The following is a 15,944-nucleotide window of genomic DNA, read 5'->3' on the forward strand; positions in this document are numbered from 1 at the left end:
GTCGCGGCCTCACGCGGCCAGCGTGGCCAGCGTGGCCAGCGCCGCCTCGGCGCTGGCGAAGCGGGGCCGCTTCGTCAGCGCGGGTGCCGCCAGGTGCAGCCCCCGCAGCGGCCGGCCGGCGCGGTCCACCCCGCACAGCAGGGTCTCGATGCCCTGGACGGCGATGCGCTCCATCGCGTGGTCGAGGGCATGGAGGGCGGTGAGGTCCAGGTAGTGCGTGCGCGAGAGGTCCATCACCACGTGCGTGGTGCCCGCGGGCAGCCGCGCCAGGGCCTGCGTCAGGCCGCTGACGTTGCCGAAGAACACCGCCTCCCCCACCCGCAGCACCTGCACCTTCGCGCGGCCCAGCCCGGTCATCACCGCCTCGCAGGCCGCGAAGCGGTCGCGCCAGCGCCGGCCCGCCGGCGTGCCGGCCGGGTGCCGGCGCGGCAGGTTCCACAGGAACAGCAGCACCTCCAGGGCCAGGCCCAGGCCGATGCCCAGCACCACATGGCCTGAGACGGTGAGCCCCGCGACGGCGGCGATGACGCCCAGGTTGGCTGCCGCCTGCCAGCGCGCCGGCCCGCGCCACGCCCGTCCCGCCAGCGCGGCGATGCGGCTGTCGATGGTCCGCGCGCCGCTGACCACCAGCACGCCCGCGAAGGCCGCCAGCGGCAGCTGCCCGATCGAGCCGGTGGCCGCCACCGCCGCGACGAGCAGGAAGCCGCAGGCGAGCACCGCCAGGCGCGGATAGGGCGCGAAGCGCACCGCCAGCAGCGACAGCGGCGCGTTGGTGCACACCGGCAGGGCGCCCAGGCCGCCGCACAGCACATTGGCCACGCCCTGCGCCTGCAGCACCCGGTACAGGTCGGTGCGGGTGGCGAGCACGGTGCCCAGCGAGGCGGCGGTCACCGCGCCGTTCATCGCTGCCTGGAAGGCCAGCACCAGCGCGAAGGGCAGCACCTCCAGCAGCGCCGGGCCGAGCCACTCGGGGGACGACAGGTAGGCCGGCAGCACCGCCGAGCTCCAGGCCAGGCCGGCGGCCAGGTCCACGCTGCCCAGGGTCGGCCCCACCCAGGGCAGCGGACCGGGCAGCCCGTCCAGCGCGTGGTGCAGCGCGGTGCCGGCCGCCAGCGCCGCCAGCGGCCCGTAGGCGCCATGGCGGTGGCGCGGCGCGCGCCAGGTGATGAGGGCCGCCACCCCGCCCACCAGCAGCGCGCCCGGGCGGATCGACCCGGCCGCCGCCGCCAGCGCCGCCCCGTCCTGCAGCAGCCCGGGCCGCCCGCCCAGGAGCGAGGGCACCTGCGTGTCGATCACGAGCAGGCCGATGCCGCTGATGAAGCCGATGCTCACCGGCAGCGGCAGGTAGTGGACCGCGTCGCAGGCCCGCAGCGTGCCGGCCAGGATCAGCAGCATCCCGCAGACCACCACGCACAGCGACAGCAGGGCCCAGACCTCCGGCGCCGGCCGGCCGGCGAGGGTCGCAGCCAGCCCAGCGTAGATCACCGCGATCGAGGAGGAGGGGGCGGTGACCTGGGCCCGCGGCGCGGCCAGCAGCGTCACCAGCAGACCGCCGGCCAGCGCCGAGACGATCGCGGCGGCCACGCCCACCGGGGTGAGCGCCGGCCCGAGCGGACCGGCCGCGAGCGCCCCCACGCCCAGCATCCAGCACAGGGTGATCAGCGCCATCGTGCCGGCGCCGACCACGGCCTTGTGCACATCGACCTGCATGCCCACCTCCTCGGACGGGCGGGTCTGCGGAATGCCGCGGCGTGCGCCAGCTACCCCCGTCAAATTGATGAGCTTATGGGGCGGCGGAGGGGGCGGATGTAGGACGGCTCCGACTGAAGGCGACCCTGCCCGGCGGGGCCTCGCCGTCGTGCCGCGCCATGAAAAAAAGCCCCGCGATGCGGGGCTTTCCAGGGATGCGGCGCGATCAGCGCTTGCGGGCGGCGATGGCCTTCTCGGCGGCGTTCACCAGGTCGGCGCCGATCTGCGGCTTCCACTTGTCGTACACGCCGCGGGTGGCCTTGACGAAGGCCTCGCGCTCGGCGGCGGACAGCTCGGTCACGGTCACGCCGGAGGCGGCCACGTCCTTCAGCAGCGGCTTGCCGGCTTCCACCAGGCCCTTGCGGGCCAGGGCGATCTGCTCCTTGGCGGCGTCCAGGGCGGCCTGGCGCACGATGGCCTGGTCGGCCGGGGTCCAGGAGTTCCAGACGTCCTTGTTCACCACGAACACCAGCGGGTCGGCCATGTAGCCCCACATCGTCAGGTGCTTCTGGCCCACGGTGGGCAGCTTGGCGGCGATGAAGATGGACAGCGGGTTCTCCTGGCCGTCCACCGCCTTGCTCGCCAGCGCGGGCTGGGCGTCGGCCCAGCTCATTTGCGTGGGGTTGGCGCCCAGGGCGGTGAAGGTGTCGATGAACAGGGGCGAGCCGACCACGCGGATCTTCATGCCCTTCAGGTCCTCGGGCTTGCGGATGTCCATCTTGGAGTTGGAGATCTCGCGGTAGCCGTTCTCGCCCCAGGCCAGGGGCAGCACGCCGGCGCTGTCGATGGCCTTGAAGATCTGCGCGCCCACCTCGCCCTGGGTCAGGGCGTCGACGGCGGCGTAGTCAGGCATCAGGAAGGGCAGCGAGAACAGGTTCAGCGCCTTGACCTGGGGCGACCAGTTGATGGTCGAGCCCACGGCCAGGTCGATCACGCCCTGGCGGATGGCGGTGAACTCGCGGGTCTGGTCGCCCTGGACCAGGGAGGTGCCCGGGTACAGCTTGATGTTGATGCGGCCCTGGGTGCGCTCGCGCACCTTGTCGGCCCAGATCTCGGCGCCCTTGCCCCAGGGGAAGGCGGTGCTGACCACGATGGACAGCTTGTACTCGGGCTTGTAGGTCTGGGCCGGGGCGACGGCGCTGGCCGCGAGGGCCACGGCCGCCAGGGCAGCTTTCAGGAAGGAACGGGTCTTCATGGGTTTCGGTCTCCTTGGGTCAAGAAAGGGTCACGGGACTCAGTAGCCGAGGGCGCGGGGCAGCCACAGGGCCAGCGGCGGCCAGGCGATCACGGCCACCATCACGAGGAACATCGAGAACAGCATCCAGCCGACCCAGGGCACGGTCTGCTCCATGCGCACGCGGGCGATGCGGCAGGAGACCATCAGGTTCACCGCCAGCGGCGGGGTGAACTGGCCCAGGGCCACCTTGAGGGTCAGGATCACGCCGAACCACACCGGGTCCCACTGGTAGTGGTTCACGATCGGCATCAGCAGCGGCACGAAGATCAGGAAGATGGACACGCCGTCGAGGAACATGCCCACGGTGATCAGCATCAGGATCAACAGCGCCATCACGCCCCACTCGCCGAGGCCCGAGTTGACGATGGCCTTGGTGATGGGGTCGATCACGCCCAGCGTCGACAGCGAGTAGGCGAAGATGCCTGCCAGCGAGACCACGATCAGGATCACCGCCGACAGCTCGCCCGACTCGCGCAGGATGGTGAACAGGTCGCGTACCTTGATCGTGCGGTGGATCACCATGCCCACGAACAGGCCGTAGAACACCGCCACCACGGCGGCCTCGGTGGGCGTGAACCAGCCGGCGCGCATGCCGCCGAGGATCAGGACCGGCGCGGCCAGGCCCCAGATCGCCTCGACGAAGCTTTTCAGCAGCGGCGGGCGGGGCAGCGAGGCCTCCAGCGCGCCCATCCTGTGGCGGCGGGCCATCCAGACGGCGGGGATGATCAGCGCCAGGCCGGCCAGCACGCCCGGCACCATGCCGGCGGCGAACAGCGCCGGCACCGAGGCGCCGGGCACCAGCACCGAGTAGACGATGAAGGCCACCGAGGGCGGGATCAGGATGTCGGTGGCGGCGGCGGCGCCGACCACGCTGGCCGAGAACGGCGCCGGGTAGCCGGCGCGGCTCATGGCGGCGATCATCACCCCGCCGACGGCGGCGGCGTTGGCCGGGCCCGAGCCGGAGATGCCGCCCAGGAACATGGCCACGACGATGGCCACCAGGGGCAGCATGCCGGGGCCGCGGCCCACCAGCGCGATGGCGAAGTTCACCAGGCGCAGGGCCACGCCGGAGCGGTCGAAGATGGAGCCGACCAGCACGAACATCGGGATCGCCAGCAGCGGGTACTTGCCCAGGCCGGCGTAGAAGTTCTGCGGCACGGCCAGCAGGCCGAACCACTGCGTGCCGGCGTTGGCCAGGCCGATGGCGGCGGCGCCGGCAATGCCCAGGGCCACGCCGATCGGCACGCCCGCCAGCATCATCGCGATGAACAGGACGAACAGGAGGGTCGCGATCATCGGGCGTCCTCCCCGGCCTCCGCGGCCCGGCGGCCGCGGCGCACGAACAGGCCGATGGCCCGGCCCATGATGGCGAAGGACACCAGCGGCAGCCACACCGAGTACCACCACTGCGGCACGCCGATGCCCGGCGAGGTCTCCTCGAAACGGAAATCGTCCCAGACCACGCGCACGCTGAGGACGCCGATCAGGCCGAACAGCAGCGCCACCATCGCCGCCGAGAAGCGCACCAGCCGGCGCTTGCGCTCGGCGCTGCCGCCCTCGGTGAAGTACTCGATGCGGATGTGCTGGTCGCGCGCGAAGGCGGCCGAGCCGGCCACCAGGGCCAGCAGGATCATCAGGAAGACCGAGATCTCCTCGGTCCAGGCGAAGGAGGCGCTGGTGAAGTAGCGCACCAGCACGTTGGCGAAGGTGATCAGGGCCAGGGCGGCCATGATGATCACGGTCAGCCAGTCTTCGATCGCCAGGGGCACTCGGGCGGGCTCGTCGGGGAATTCGACGACGGGTTCGGCAGCGTCGCCGGGTCTTTCTTCTTCGGGGCGGGACATCGGGGCGTGTGGGGCTGGGGGCCGGCCGGCGCTGGCGCCGGGCAAGCTGATGAGTATACGAACCGGGTCTGGCCCGGACGGCGGCCGCTCGGCCGTGGCCTGCCGCTGCGCCTGGCCGCACCGCCGCCGCCCGTTCCCCGCCCGTTCCCCGCCCGTTCCCCGCCCGCCACGCCCGCCACGCCCGCCACGCCCGCCACGCCCGCCACGCCCGCCACGCCGGTCGATGTCCTGTCCGGGCGCCCTCGCGCCGCGTCAGGTGGCCGCGTAGACCGCGTCGAGCAGGGGCCGGGGGGCGCCGAAGGCCGAGGCGGTACGCTTTTCCTCGGCGCGGGCGGCGTGGCGGCGCCAGGCGTGGCCGTCGCGCAGCCGCTCCCACAGGTAGCGGTGCCAGCGGCGAGCCTGCTGGGCCTGGCGCAGCGCGTCGCTCGGGGCCCAGGGCGCCTCGGGCGCCGGCGCCGGGGACCGGCGCAGCACCACCCGCAGGTTGCCCCGGCTGGCGAAGTTGTCGGCCTCCACCTCGAAGCCCGCGGCGTGCGCCACGGCGCGCAGCGAGTGCGGGCTGAAGTACAGCGTGTGGGCCCGGAAGAACGTGTTGCGCGGCGCGCTGGTCCCGGCCGCGTCCGGCACCTCGATGAACAGCCGCCCCTGCGGGGCCAGCAGCCGGGCGATCGCCCGCAGCGTACCCAGCGGGTCCGTGAGGTGCTCCAGCACGTGGAACATGCTCACCAGCTCGAAGCCCCCGTCGGGCAGGTCCGGCAGGTGCTGCTGCAGGGTGCCGGCGGCCACGTCCAGGCCCAGCGCGTCCCGGGCAAAGCGCGAATAGCCGGCGTGCGGCTCGATGCCGCGCGCCGCCACCCCCCGCCGGCCGAGCAGGTAGACGAACTCGCCGCTGGACGCGCCGATGTCCAGCGCCCGCGCCGGCGGGGTGAAGCCGGGTCGGGCCGCCAGCCAGTCCCAGCGCGCCCGCGCGATCCGGGCCGCCCGCAGCACGTGGCGCAGGTGGGGTACCTCGGCGGCCTTGTAGTCCTGCCGGTACTGGTGCGTGTACCAGGCTTCCAGCGTCTCAGCGGTCGGCATCGGGTGCACATGGCCGAGGCCGCAGCCGCCGCACTCGACCACGGTCAGCGGTTCCCCGGTCTTGCCGTCGCGGTCGCTGAGCACATGACCCCGGTCGGCCCCGCAGGCCGGGCAGGAAGTGCGGACGAGGGTTTCCGTCATGCTTACAATTTGTAAGGAATTGAGGCCGCGCAGGATAGCGCGGCCGTATGACGCCCTGAGGCGTCGCCGGGAATGCCCATGGCCGGTCGGCGACAATCCCCGGGTTTTCCCCTGACCCACCGGACCCGGCATGACCCAGCAGCTCACCATCACCCGCCCCGACGACTGGCACCTGCACCTGCGCGACGGCGACGCCCTTGCCACCACCGTGCCCCACACCGCGGCGCAGTTTGCCCGCGGCATCGTCATGCCCAACCTCAAGCCGCCGGTGACCACCGCGGCCCAGGCCGTGGCCTACCGTGAGCGCATCCAGGCCCAGGTGCCGGCCGGCGTGGCCTTCGAGCCGCTGATGACGCTGTACCTGACCGACAACCTGCCGCCCGATGAGATCCGGCGCGCCAAGGACGCCGGCGTGGTCGCCCTCAAGCTCTACCCGGCCGGCGCCACCACCAACAGCGACGCCGGCGTGACCGACCTGCGCAAGACCTACGCCACGCTGGAAGCGATGCAGCGCGAAGGCGTGCTGCTGCTGGTGCATGGCGAGGTGACCTCGAGCGACATCGACCTGTTCGACCGCGAGGCGGTGTTCATCGAGCAGCAGCTGATTCCCCTGCGCAAGGACTTCCCGGGCCTGAAGATCGTGATGGAGCACATCACCACCCGCGAGGCCGCGCAGTACGTGGCCGAGGCGGGCCCCCTCACCGGCGCCACCATCACCGCGCACCACCTGCTGTACAACCGCAACGCCATCTTCACCGGCGGCATCCGCCCGCACTACTACTGCCTGCCGGTCCTCAAGCGCGAGGTGCACCGCCAGGCCCTGGTGGCCGCGGCCACCTCGGGCGATGCGCGCTTCTTCCTGGGCACCGACAGCGCCCCGCACCCGGCGCACCTGAAGGAGCACGCCTCCGGCTGCGCCGGCTGCTACACCGCGCCGGCGGCGATGGAGATGTACGCCGAGGCCTTCGACGCCGTCGGCAAGCTGGACAAGCTCGAGGGCTTCGCCAGCTTCTTCGGCGCCGACTTCTACGGCCTGCCGCGCAACACCGGCACGCTGACGCTGCGCCGCGAGGCCTGGCAGCTGCCCGAGGCCTATCCCTTCGGCCAGGCCGAGATCAAGCCGCTGCGCGGCGGCGAGTCGCTGCCCTGGAAGGTCGTCGCCTGAGCCCGCACGAGGCGGCTGGCGCGGCCGGTGCAGCCGGCCTCCCCGGGGGGCGGGTGGAGGGCCTGGACGTGGATTGGTCCGCGCCCTGGTACCTGCCGTGGCGCGAGGCGGGGGAGGGCCCGGCCCGCGCCGTCGCCGCCGGCCGGCCCGTGCACGCGGCGCTCGATGCCTGGCCCGGCGCGCCGGTGCGCTTCGTGCCGCAGGACGCCCTGCCCGAGGGCCGGGCCTACGAGGACTTCATCTTCTCCAGCGGCCAGTGCCCCACGCGCGACAACGCGCACGACTTCTTCAACGGCCTGTGCTGGCATGCCTTCCCGCGCACCAAGCGCCGGCTGAACCAGCTGCAGGCCGCCGAGATCGCCGCGCGCGGCGTCGGCGCACAGCGCGGACCGGTGCGCGACGCGATCACCGTCTTCGACGAGAACGGCGCCCTGCTCCAGGCGCCGCCGGTGCTGTGGGAGGCGCTTCTGGCGCGCCAGTGGCGGCGGCTGTTCGTGGAGCTGCGCCCGCTGTGGGCGCAGGCGCGGCTGGTGGTGTTCGGCCACGCGCTGCTGGAGAAGCTGGCCGCGCCGCGCAAGGACATGACGGCCCATGTCTGGCGCGCCGACGCCCCGCTGGCCCGCCTGGCCGACGCCGACGCCTGGCTGGCCGGCGAGCTCTCGGCGCCGGCGCTGGCGGCCAAGCCCTTCACGCCGCTGCCGGTGCTCGGCGTTCCGGGCTGGTGGCCCGGGAATGCCGACGCGGCCTTCTACGACGACGCGCAGGTCTTCCGGCCGCCCCGCGCGCCGGCGGCAAGACCGTAGACTGCGTCCGTGAATCGGCGGCCCCCTCTTGCAAAGCCCGGCCGGGCCCTTATCTTCGCGCCGGGTGATCCTTCGCCCCCCTGACTTCCACTCTCCGGAGCCTGAATGAAACGCATCTTCCTGTTCGTCGCCACCAACCTCGCTGTCGTGGTGGTGCTGGGCATCGTCGCCAGCCTGCTGGGCGTCAACAAGTACCTCACGGCCAACGGCCTGAACCTCGGTGCGCTGCTGGGGTACGCGCTGGTCATGGGCTTCGGCGGCGCGATCATCTCGCTGCTGATGTCCAAGACCATCGCCAAGTGGTCCTCGGGCGTGCACCTGATCACCGGCCAGGAAGGCCCTGACGAGCGCTGGATCGTCGAGACCGTGCGCGGCTTCGCCGACAAGGCCGGCATCGGCATGCCCGAGGTCGGCATCTTCGAGGGCGAGCCCAACGCCTTCGCCACCGGCGCCTTCAAGAACAGCGCCCTGGTGGCCGTGTCCACCGGCCTGCTGCAAGGCATGACCCGCGAGGAGGTCGAGGCGGTGATCGGCCACGAGGTGGCCCACATCGCCAACGGCGACATGGTCACCATGACCCTGATCCAGGGCGTGATGAACACCTTCGTCGTGTTCCTCTCGCGCGTGATCGGCTACGCGGTGGACAGCTTCCTGCGCCGCGGCGACGACCGCTCCAGCGGCCCGGGCGTGGGCTACATGGTCACCACCATCGTGCTGGACATCGTGCTGGGCTTCCTGGCCGCCATCATCGTGGCCTGGTTCTCGCGCCAGCGCGAGTTCCGCGCCGACGCCGGCGCCGCCCAGCTGATGGGCCGCAAGCAGCCCATGATCAACGCCCTGGCCCGCCTGGGCGGCATGGTCCCCGGCCAGCTGCCGCAGGGCCTGCAGGCCTTCGGCATCACCTCGGGCGTGGGCAAGCTGTTCTCCACCCACCCGCCGATCGAGGAACGCATCGCGGCGCTGCAAGGCGCCTGAGCGGGCCGCCGGCCCGTCCCGCGAACCAGGCCGCCTCCGGGCGGCCTGTTCGTTTGGGGCCCCCCGCGCCGGCCGGGGCACTATGCTCGAGCGGTTCAACCCGACCCGCGCGATGGAGCATTCGACCCCCCTTCCTTTCCTCAGCGAGACCCTGCTGTTCCTCGTGCTCGCAGGGCTGCTGATTCCCTTGCTCCAGCGCTTTCGCATCAACCAGGTGCTGGGGTTCCTCACCGCGGGGCTGCTGCTGGGGCCGCACGCGCTGGGCGCGCTGGTGCCGCAGGCGCCCTGGCTGAAGCACCTGACCTTCACCGAGGTCGGCGGGGTCCAGGCCCTGGGCGAGCTGGGGGTGGTGTTCCTGATGTTCCTGATCGGCCTGGAGCTCTCGCCCGAGCGGCTGTGGGCGATGCGCCGCTGGGTCCTCCTGGGCGGGGGCGTGCAGGTGGGCGCCACCGCCGTGGTCCTGGGCCTGCTGGCATGGGCCTTCGGCAACACCGTGCCGGCCGCCATCGTGCTGGGCCTGGTGCTGTCGCTGTCGTCCACCGCGGTGGTGATGCAGCTGCTGTCGGAGCGGCGCGCGCTGGCCACGCCGGTGGGCCAGGCCGGCTTCGCCATCCTCATGCTCCAGGACTTCGCCGTCGTGCCGGTCCTGATCCTCGTCGACCTCCTGGGCCAGCCGACCTCCTCCGGCTTCGCCCTCGTGCTGGGGACGGCCGCCCTGAAGTCGGGCATCGCCATCCTGCTGATCTTCCTGCTCGGGCGGCGGGTGCTGGTGCCGGTGTTCCGCTACTTCGCCGACCGCCGCCAGCCCGAGGTCTTCATGGCCTTGACCCTGCTCGTGGCCCTGGGCACGGCGGGCGCGACCGGGGCCGCCGGCCTGTCGCCGGCGCTGGGTGCTTTCCTCGCCGGCCTGCTGCTGGCGGAGACCGAGTACCGGCACGAGGTCGAGGTGACGATCGAGCCGTTCAAGGGCCTGCTCATGGGCTTGTTCTTCATGTCGGTGGGCATGGGCATCGACCTGGCCGAGGTGGGGCGGCACCCGGGGTGGATCCTGGCGTCGGTGCTCGGCCTGATGGCGATCAAGGCGGTGGTGGCGGCCGGGGTCCTGCGGGCCGGCGGGCTGTCGTCCGGCCGCGCGGTCGAGGGCGGCCTGCTCCTGAGCCAGGGCGGCGAGTTCGCCTTCGTGGTGATCGGCGCGGCGCTGGGCACAGGCCTGCTGGAGCGGCCGGTCGGCCAGTTCATGCTGCTGGTGGTGGGCTTCAGCCTGATGCTCACGCCGGCCGCCAGCCGCCTGGGCCGGTGGTGGGGGCGGCGGCTGGATGCCCGGGCGCCGGCACCGCAGGACGCCGGGGCCGGGGAGGCCGACCTGCCGGAGACGCTGGCGGGCCATGTGGTGATCGCCGGGTTCGGCCGCGTCGGGCAGCTGCTGGCGGACGTGCTGGAATCGCAGGGCGTGGCCTATGTGGCCGTGGAGCAGGACGCGCGCGCCGCCGCCCGCCTGCACCGGGAGGGGCGGCCGGTGTACTACGGCAACGCGTCGCGGCCGGAGATGCTGGTCAAGTTGCACACCCGCGACGCGGCGGCCCTGCTGGTCACCATGGACCAGCCCGCCGCCGCGATGCATGCGTTGCGTTGCGCCCGCGCTGCCTGCCCGGACCTGCCGATCTACGTGCGCTCGCGCGACGAGCGCCACGCCCGCGAGCTGCGCGAGGCCGGCGCCACCGGCGTGGTGCCGGAGACGCTGGAGGCGGGGCTGCAGCTGTCGGCGATGGCGCTGCAGGCCGCCCGGGTGCCGTCGGCCCGGGTCGCGGAGGCGCTGGTGCGGGAGCGGGAGGCGCGGACCTAGCGCGGGCCTGGGGCGGACCTAGCGCGGGATGGCGAGCGCCACCGCCTCGCCGACCTTGATGCCGTCGACACCGGCCGAGAGGATGCCGCCGGCATAGCCCGCGCCTTCGCCGGCGGGGTACAGGCCCTTGACGTTCAGGCTCTGGAAGTCCTCGCCGCGCGTGATACGCAGGGGCGAGGAGGTGCGTGTCTCCACCCCGGTCAGCACCGCGTCATGCCGGTCGAAGCCCTTGATCTTGCGGCCGAAGGCCGGGAAGGCCTCGCGCATCGCCTCGATGGCATAGGGCGGCAGCGAGGGATGCAGGTCACCCAGCTTCACGCCCGGCTTGTACGAGGGGACCACCTCGCCCAGCGCGGTGGAGGGGCGGCCGGCGATGAAGTCGCCCACCAGCTGGCCCGGCGCCTCGTAGTTGCCGCCGCCCAGAACGAAGGCGCGCGACTCCAGCTCGCGCTGCAGGCGCATGCCCGCCAGCGGGTCGGTGCCGGGGTAGTCGGCCGGGGTGATGCCCACCACGATGCCGGCGTTGGCGTTGCGCTCGTTTCGCGAGTACTGGCTCATGCCGTTGGTGACCACGCGCTCGGGCTCCGAGGTCGCCGCCACCACCGTGCCGCCCGGGCACATGCAGAAGCTGTAGACGGCGCGCCCGTTGGCCGCGTGGTGCACCAGCTTGTAGTCGGCGGCGCCGAGCAGCGGGTGGCCGGCATGCTTGCCCCAGCGGGCGCGGTCGATCATGCCTTGCGGGTGCTCGACCCGGAAGCCGATGGAGAAGGGCTTGGCCTCCAGGTACACGCCGCGCTCATGCAGCTTCTCGAAGGTGTCGCGCGAGCTGTGGCCCAGGGCCAGCACCACGTGGTCGGCGCGCAGCTCGTGCGACTGGCCGGTGGCCTGGTCCAGCACGGTCAGGCCGCGCAGCTGGCGGCCGGCGGGGCCGTCCTCGATGTGGAAGTCGGTGACCTTCTGCTGGAAGCGCACCTCGCCGCCGAGGGCGATGATCTGCGCGCGCATGTTCTCCACCACCTTCACCAGCTTGAAGGTGCCGATGTGGGGGTGGGCGACGTAGAGGATCTCCTCGGGCGCGCCGGCCTTCACGAACTCGCCCATGACCTTGCGCCCCAGGTGGCGCGGGTCCTTGATCTGGCTGTAAAGCTTGCCGTCCGAGAAGGTGCCCGCGCCGCCCTCGCCGAACTGCACGTTCGACTCCGGCTGCAGCACGTGCTTGCGCCACAGGCCCCAGGTGTCCTGCGTGCGCTGGCGCACGGTCTTGCCGCGTTCGAGCACGATGGGCCTGAGGCCCATCTGGGCCAGCACCAGCGCCGCGAAGATGCCGCAGGGGCCGAAGCCGATCACCACCGGGCGGGGCTCGGGCGCGCGGTCGGCCAGTACCGGCGGGCGCCAGGTCATGTCGGGCGTGGCGGCGACATGCGGGTCCTTCTCGTGGCGGGCGAGCAGGGCGGCCTCGCGGGACGGGTCGGCCAGGGTGATGTCGACGATGTAGACGGCCAGCAGGTCGGCCTTGCGCGCGTCGAAGCTGCGCTTGAAGACATCGACGCGTTCGATGTCGGCGGGCTGCAGGGACAGCACCGCGCAGGCGGCCTCGCGCAGGGCGGCGTCGGGGGATTCGGCGGCGGCCAGGGGCAGCCGGAGCTCGGACAGGCGGATCATGGTCTTGCGGGCCCGTGTCGATCGGGCCAAAGCCGTTGCAGGAAGGCCGGGATTATCGCCGGCGCGGCTCAGAAGCGCTCGTGAGGCTGCAGCGCGCGCCACTGGCCTGCCGGCAGGCCTGCCAGCGGCAGCCGCCCCAGGCGCAGGCGCCGCAGCTGCGTGACCTGCAGGCCGACCTGCTCGCACAGCCAGGGCACGGCCTGCGGCGGCAGCGCCTTGAAGGCGAGCCGCAGCCGCCGCTCGCTTTGCCAGCTGGCCTTCACCGGGGGCAGGGGGCGGCCTTCCATCGGCAGGCCCCGCGCGAGCCGCGCGAGGCCGCCCTCGGCCAGGGTGCCGGTGACGTCGGCGACCAGCTCCTGCTCGATGAACGCCGCATCCTCGGTGAGCCGGCGCAGGATGCGCCGGTCCTGGCTGTAGACCGCGAGGCCGCCCGCGCCGCCGGGCAGCGGCATCAGCGGCTGGAGCTGGCGCAGCTGGCCGCGGGTGACGCGCTGGCCGCCGGCCTCGTGCGGCCAGCGGTTGTCCAGCGTGGGCAGCAGCGGCGGCTCGCCGGCGGGCTGGTGCAGCAGCACCGTCAGCGGCGCCAGGGCCAGCAGGCTCGCGCCCGGGTCGAGGGTGACCGCCTGGTGCGGCTCGACGCGGGCCTGGGGCTCGTCCACCACCGCGCCGTCGACGCGCACCCAGCCGCCGTCGATGTAGCGCTCGGCGTCGCTGCGCGAGCACGGCACCAGGGCGGCGACGCGCTTGGACAGGCGGACCGCGTCGGGCGGGTTCGGGGAGGTGGGGACGGACATGTCGGCGGCGCGCGGCGCGTGGCGTGGTCGGGCGGCGATAATAGCCCCGTGGAGCCCGCCAGACCGCCGCTGGTGCAAGGCCCGAAAGGGTGCACTGGAGGAACGTCCGGACTGCGCAGGGCAGCGTAGCAGGTAACACCTGCCCACCGTGAGGTGAGGATCAGAGCAACAGAGACGAGTCCTCACGGGGTCTTCGGATCCCGCGAGGGGTGAAACGGGCAATCTCTACGCGCAGCAATACCAAGTAGGCCAGCGTCGACCTGTGTCCCGGGGAGCTGGCGGGTAGGTAGCATCGAGCCGTTGCGGCGACGCACGGCCCAGAGGAATGGCGGTCACGTCACGGGCAACCGTGATGCACAGAATCCGGCTTACCGGCGGACTCCACACTTTCTTCCAGGCGCTGGACGCGCTCCCCCGTGCCGGGGTGCGTCGAGAGCCATCCCGCGAGCCGGGCGCGGGGCTTGTCGTCGAGGCGAGCCAGCAGGCGCGCCAGGGGCTGCGGCGGCACGCCGGCGCGGCGCATCAGCGCCCGGCCGTAGCAGTCCGCCTCGCGCTCATGTTCGCGCCGGTACGACAGGTGGGCCAGCGTGGACGCGGCGGTCGTGAGCGCGCCGGCCACGTCCCCCATCACCAGCGTGCTGCCCGCCGCCATCACGACCTGCTGCACCAGCAGCTGCGTGCCGTGGCGGTGCATGCCGTGGCCGATCTCGTGCGCCATCACGCCGGCAATGGCCTCGTCACCGAGGCCGAGCCGGTCCGCCTCCTGCACCAGTCCGTCGGTGACGATGACCGTGCCTCCCGGCAGCGCGAAGGCATTGGCGCCCAGGCCGCGGCGCCAGTGCAGGACCCAGTGCGGCCGGTACCCGCTCCCTGGTGTGCCGGCGTGCGCGAGCAGGGCCTCGAAGCGCGCCTGCAGCGCCGCCTGCCGGTCCGCGGGCAGGCGTGACGGCAGCAGCCACGCGCCATCGAGATGCGCGAGGGCCTGCCGCGACAGCGCCTGCTCCCAGGCGGCAGGCACCTCGTGCGCCACCCGCGCCGCCACCCAGGGCAGGCCCCAGCGGTACAAGGCCAGCAGCAGCGCCGCTGCCGCGGCCGCGGTGGCCAGGAGCAGCGGCCAGCGGGCCTGCAGCCGCTGCGCGATCGAGGGAGCCGCGCCGGCGGCGGCCACCGCGGCCTCCCAGGCCGAGGCGTCGGGCAGGTGCAGGCAGCCCTGGCCGCGCAGTTCCAGCACCAGGGCCCGGGGCCGCGCGCTCACGCAGGGCCAGGGCTCGGGCCAGTCGACCGCCTTCCCCTCGAACTGCGCCAGCAGGGGGCAGCGCCCCTGCGTCGCGTGCAGGCGCAGCTGCGGGCCGCGCGCGCCCCGGGCCAGGGCCACGAGGACCGGCCGGCCGCGGCTGCTGCGGCCGTCGAACCAGCGGCCGGCGAGCAGCGCGGGGACTTCAACCGACAAGTTCCAGCCCCATCAGCTCGGCCACCGCATCGCCCAGCGCCTCCTGCTGGCGCTCGAGGTCCCCGGTGATGTGGTCCAGGCCGCCCTTGACGTGGAGCGTCACCGACTCGACGCGCATGCGGTATTGGCGCACCGCGGCCCACGGCGACCACAGGCCCAGCGTCACCGCGCAGAGCATGGCGTTGCGCACGCACAGGCGCACGTAGGGGCCGGCCTCCAGGTCGCAGCGCACGCGCGCGACGGAGCTGATGGCCAGGTGGTCCCAGGTCAGGCGGAAGATGCGCGCGCGGCGCAGGCCTGCGGCGGCGGCCCAGCTCGCCCAGGCCACCGGCAGGCTGGCCATGGCGGCGATGACGCCCAGGGTGCCGGGCGCGGCCCGGCCCGTGAGCGCCAGGCCGGCGAGGCCGGCGCCGACGAAGATCACCAGGAAGGCCGCGAACTGCAGGACGGCGAACAGGGCCGCCGCCTGCAGCCAGGCGCGCAGGAAATCGGTATAGCGCGGCGCGCCCGGCCGCCAGTGGCAGGGGAGGTGGCCGACCTGGGTACGCTGCACGAGGAGCCGGGTGCCGTTGCAGTCGAGGCGGGCGGCCAGGAGCAGGAGCAGCGCGAGGCCGCCGGCGAAGGTCGCCACCAGGGGCGCGGCCCGCATCGCCCCGGCCTGGGACGACTCGACGAAGTGCTGCGCCAGCAGCGGCGTGAACAGCAGCAGCGCCGCCAGCGGCAGCAGCGGCCACAGGGCGAAGTAGGTCTCGGCCCAGGTCGCGGTGAAGCGCAGGCGGATGCCGCGCCAGCGCGTGTGGGCCAGGCGGAACCGCCAGCGGCTGCCCCAGGCCCAGGGCGTGAGCAGGGCGATACCGGCCAGCAGCGCCTGCACGGCGCCCGCCTGGCCGCTGTGGCTGGCGATGCTGTAGGCCAGGTACAGCCCGGCCACGACGAGGAAGCCCTTGAGCATGCTGCGCCAGGGGCCGGTGAATTCCAGCGGGCTGCCGGCGACCTCGGTGAGGCCCAGGAAGTAGCGCAGCCGGCGGCGGCGCGCGAAGGGCGTGTACAGGCCGAAGGTCAGGACCGTGAGGATCAGGTTGGTCGACCAGATCCTGCGGTACTCGTGTTCGCTGCCTTCGAAGCGGACGGCGAACGACTCGATCGGCTCGTCGGCCGGGGTGTCCAGGGGTGGGTTGTGCATGCGGCCTCCGCGTCCCGGGAT

12 protein-coding genes, 1 other RNA gene and 1 pseudogene are annotated in these 15,944 nt (G+C 73.2%); 5 read left to right on the forward strand and 9 right to left on the reverse strand.

Going from position 1 to position 15,944, the window contains the following annotated elements; translation table 11 throughout:
* Positions 1-9: 9 nt before the first annotated feature.
* The 5 genes from ACT80S_RS03755 to ACT80S_RS03775 form a co-directional block, all read right to left on the reverse strand.
* Positions 10-1,710 carry a SulP family inorganic anion transporter gene (locus ACT80S_RS03755; RefSeq protein WP_377412787.1) on the reverse strand — a complete coding sequence of 567 codons (1,701 nt, stop codon included), beginning with the start codon at positions 1,708-1,710 and terminating at the stop codon, positions 10-12.
* A gap of 205 nt (positions 1,711-1,915) precedes the next feature.
* On the reverse strand, positions 1,916-2,944 hold the full coding sequence (locus ACT80S_RS03760; RefSeq protein ID WP_377412790.1) for a DctP family TRAP transporter solute-binding subunit: 1,029 nt from the start codon (positions 2,942-2,944) through the stop codon (positions 1,916-1,918).
* A 39-nt stretch (positions 2,945-2,983) separates the two neighbouring features.
* On the reverse strand, positions 2,984-4,282 hold the full coding sequence (locus ACT80S_RS03765; RefSeq protein WP_377412792.1) for a TRAP transporter large permease: 1,299 nt from the start codon (positions 4,280-4,282) through the stop codon (positions 2,984-2,986).
* Positions 4,279-4,830, reverse strand: coding sequence for a TRAP transporter small permease (locus ACT80S_RS03770; RefSeq protein ID WP_377412795.1), 552 nt, complete (start codon positions 4,828-4,830; stop codon positions 4,279-4,281). The genes ACT80S_RS03765 and ACT80S_RS03770 overlap by 4 nt, the downstream gene beginning before the upstream one ends.
* 252 nt (positions 4,831-5,082) lie before the next feature.
* Positions 5,083-6,048 carry a class I SAM-dependent methyltransferase gene (locus ACT80S_RS03775; protein WP_377412797.1) on the reverse strand — a complete coding sequence of 322 codons (966 nt, stop codon included), beginning with the start codon at positions 6,046-6,048 and terminating at the stop codon, positions 5,083-5,085.
* 130 nt (positions 6,049-6,178) lie between these two features.
* Here ACT80S_RS03775 and pyrC point away from each other — a divergent pair, with 130 nt between their 5' ends.
* The 4 genes from pyrC to ACT80S_RS03795 all read left to right on the forward strand — a co-directional run bounded on the left by pyrC (position 6,179) and on the right by ACT80S_RS03795 (position 10,834).
* A complete protein-coding gene (gene pyrC / locus ACT80S_RS03780) occupies positions 6,179-7,213 on the forward strand; it encodes a dihydroorotase (RefSeq protein WP_377412799.1) in 1,035 nt (344 codons plus the stop codon).
* A 62-nt stretch (positions 7,214-7,275) separates the two neighbouring features.
* On the forward strand, positions 7,276-8,016 hold the full coding sequence (locus ACT80S_RS03785; protein WP_377413872.1) for a DUF3025 domain-containing protein: 741 nt from the start codon (positions 7,276-7,278) through the stop codon (positions 8,014-8,016).
* 105 nt (positions 8,017-8,121) lie between these two features.
* The gene (gene htpX, locus ACT80S_RS03790; RefSeq protein WP_377412801.1) at positions 8,122-8,991 is read left to right on the forward strand and encodes a protease HtpX; all 870 of its coding nucleotides are present in this window, start codon (positions 8,122-8,124) and stop codon (positions 8,989-8,991) included.
* Positions 8,992-9,103: 112 nt separating this feature from the next.
* Complete coding sequence (locus ACT80S_RS03795; protein ID WP_377412803.1) at positions 9,104-10,834, forward strand: cation:proton antiporter domain-containing protein; 1,731 nt, start codon at positions 9,104-9,106, stop codon at positions 10,832-10,834.
* A gap of 18 nt (positions 10,835-10,852) precedes the next feature.
* Here the strand turns inward: ACT80S_RS03795 and ACT80S_RS03800 are convergent, their stop codons facing one another.
* Complete coding sequence (locus tag ACT80S_RS03800; RefSeq protein ID WP_377412805.1) at positions 10,853-12,496, reverse strand: NAD(P)/FAD-dependent oxidoreductase; 1,644 nt, start codon at positions 12,494-12,496, stop codon at positions 10,853-10,855.
* Between the two features lie 68 nt (positions 12,497-12,564).
* On the reverse strand, positions 12,565-13,290 hold the full coding sequence (locus ACT80S_RS03805; protein ID WP_377412807.1) for an RNA pseudouridine synthase: 726 nt from the start codon (positions 13,288-13,290) through the stop codon (positions 12,565-12,567).
* A 50-nt stretch (positions 13,291-13,340) separates the two neighbouring features.
* On the opposite strand from ACT80S_RS03805, the gene rnpB reads away from it, so the two are divergent.
* Positions 13,341-13,677: RNase P RNA component class A (rnpB, locus tag ACT80S_RS03810), an RNA gene on the forward strand.
* A gap of 61 nt (positions 13,678-13,738) precedes the next feature.
* Here the strand turns inward: rnpB and ACT80S_RS03815 are convergent.
* Together ACT80S_RS03815 and ACT80S_RS03820 are read right to left on the reverse strand one after the other, a co-directional pair.
* Positions 13,739-14,740 (reverse strand): annotated as a pseudogene (locus ACT80S_RS03815) (M48 family metallopeptidase); the annotation flags it as partial.
* Positions 14,730-15,923: a YjgN family protein gene (locus tag ACT80S_RS03820; protein WP_377412809.1), complete on the reverse strand. Its 1,194-nt coding sequence runs from the start codon at positions 15,921-15,923 to the stop codon at positions 14,730-14,732. The pseudogene ACT80S_RS03815 and the gene ACT80S_RS03820, both read right to left, overlap by 11 nt.
* Positions 15,924-15,944 lie beyond the last annotated feature (21 nt).

Source organism: Ramlibacter sp. MAHUQ-53 (assembly GCF_052600055.1).

Bases quoted from the DNA above. Each gene is read 5' to 3' on its own strand.
- ACT80S_RS03805 (WP_377412807.1), bottom strand. From the start codon at position 13,290: ATGTCCGTCCCCACCTCCCCGAACCCGCCCGACGCGGTCCGCCTGTCC.
- ACT80S_RS03760 (WP_377412790.1), bottom strand. From the start codon at position 2,944: ATGAAGACCCGTTCCTTCCTGAAAGCTGCCCTGGCGGCCGTGGCCCTC.
- ACT80S_RS03765 (WP_377412792.1), bottom strand. From the start codon at position 4,282: ATGATCGCGACCCTCCTGTTCGTCCTGTTCATCGCGATGATGCTGGCG.
- ACT80S_RS03795 (WP_377412803.1), top strand. From the start codon at position 9,104: ATGGAGCATTCGACCCCCCTTCCTTTCCTCAGCGAGACCCTGCTGTTC.
- ACT80S_RS03800 (WP_377412805.1), bottom strand. From the start codon at position 12,496: ATGATCCGCCTGTCCGAGCTCCGGCTGCCCCTGGCCGCCGCCGAATCC.
- ACT80S_RS03775 (WP_377412797.1), bottom strand. From the start codon at position 6,048: ATGACGGAAACCCTCGTCCGCACTTCCTGCCCGGCCTGCGGGGCCGAC.
- htpX (WP_377412801.1), top strand. From the start codon at position 8,122: ATGAAACGCATCTTCCTGTTCGTCGCCACCAACCTCGCTGTCGTGGTG.
- ACT80S_RS03770 (WP_377412795.1), bottom strand. From the start codon at position 4,830: ATGTCCCGCCCCGAAGAAGAAAGACCCGGCGACGCTGCCGAACCCGTC.
- ACT80S_RS03820 (WP_377412809.1), bottom strand. From the start codon at position 15,923: ATGCACAACCCACCCCTGGACACCCCGGCCGACGAGCCGATCGAGTCG.
- pyrC (WP_377412799.1), top strand. From the start codon at position 6,179: ATGACCCAGCAGCTCACCATCACCCGCCCCGACGACTGGCACCTGCAC.
- ACT80S_RS03755 (WP_377412787.1), bottom strand. From the start codon at position 1,710: ATGCAGGTCGATGTGCACAAGGCCGTGGTCGGCGCCGGCACGATGGCG.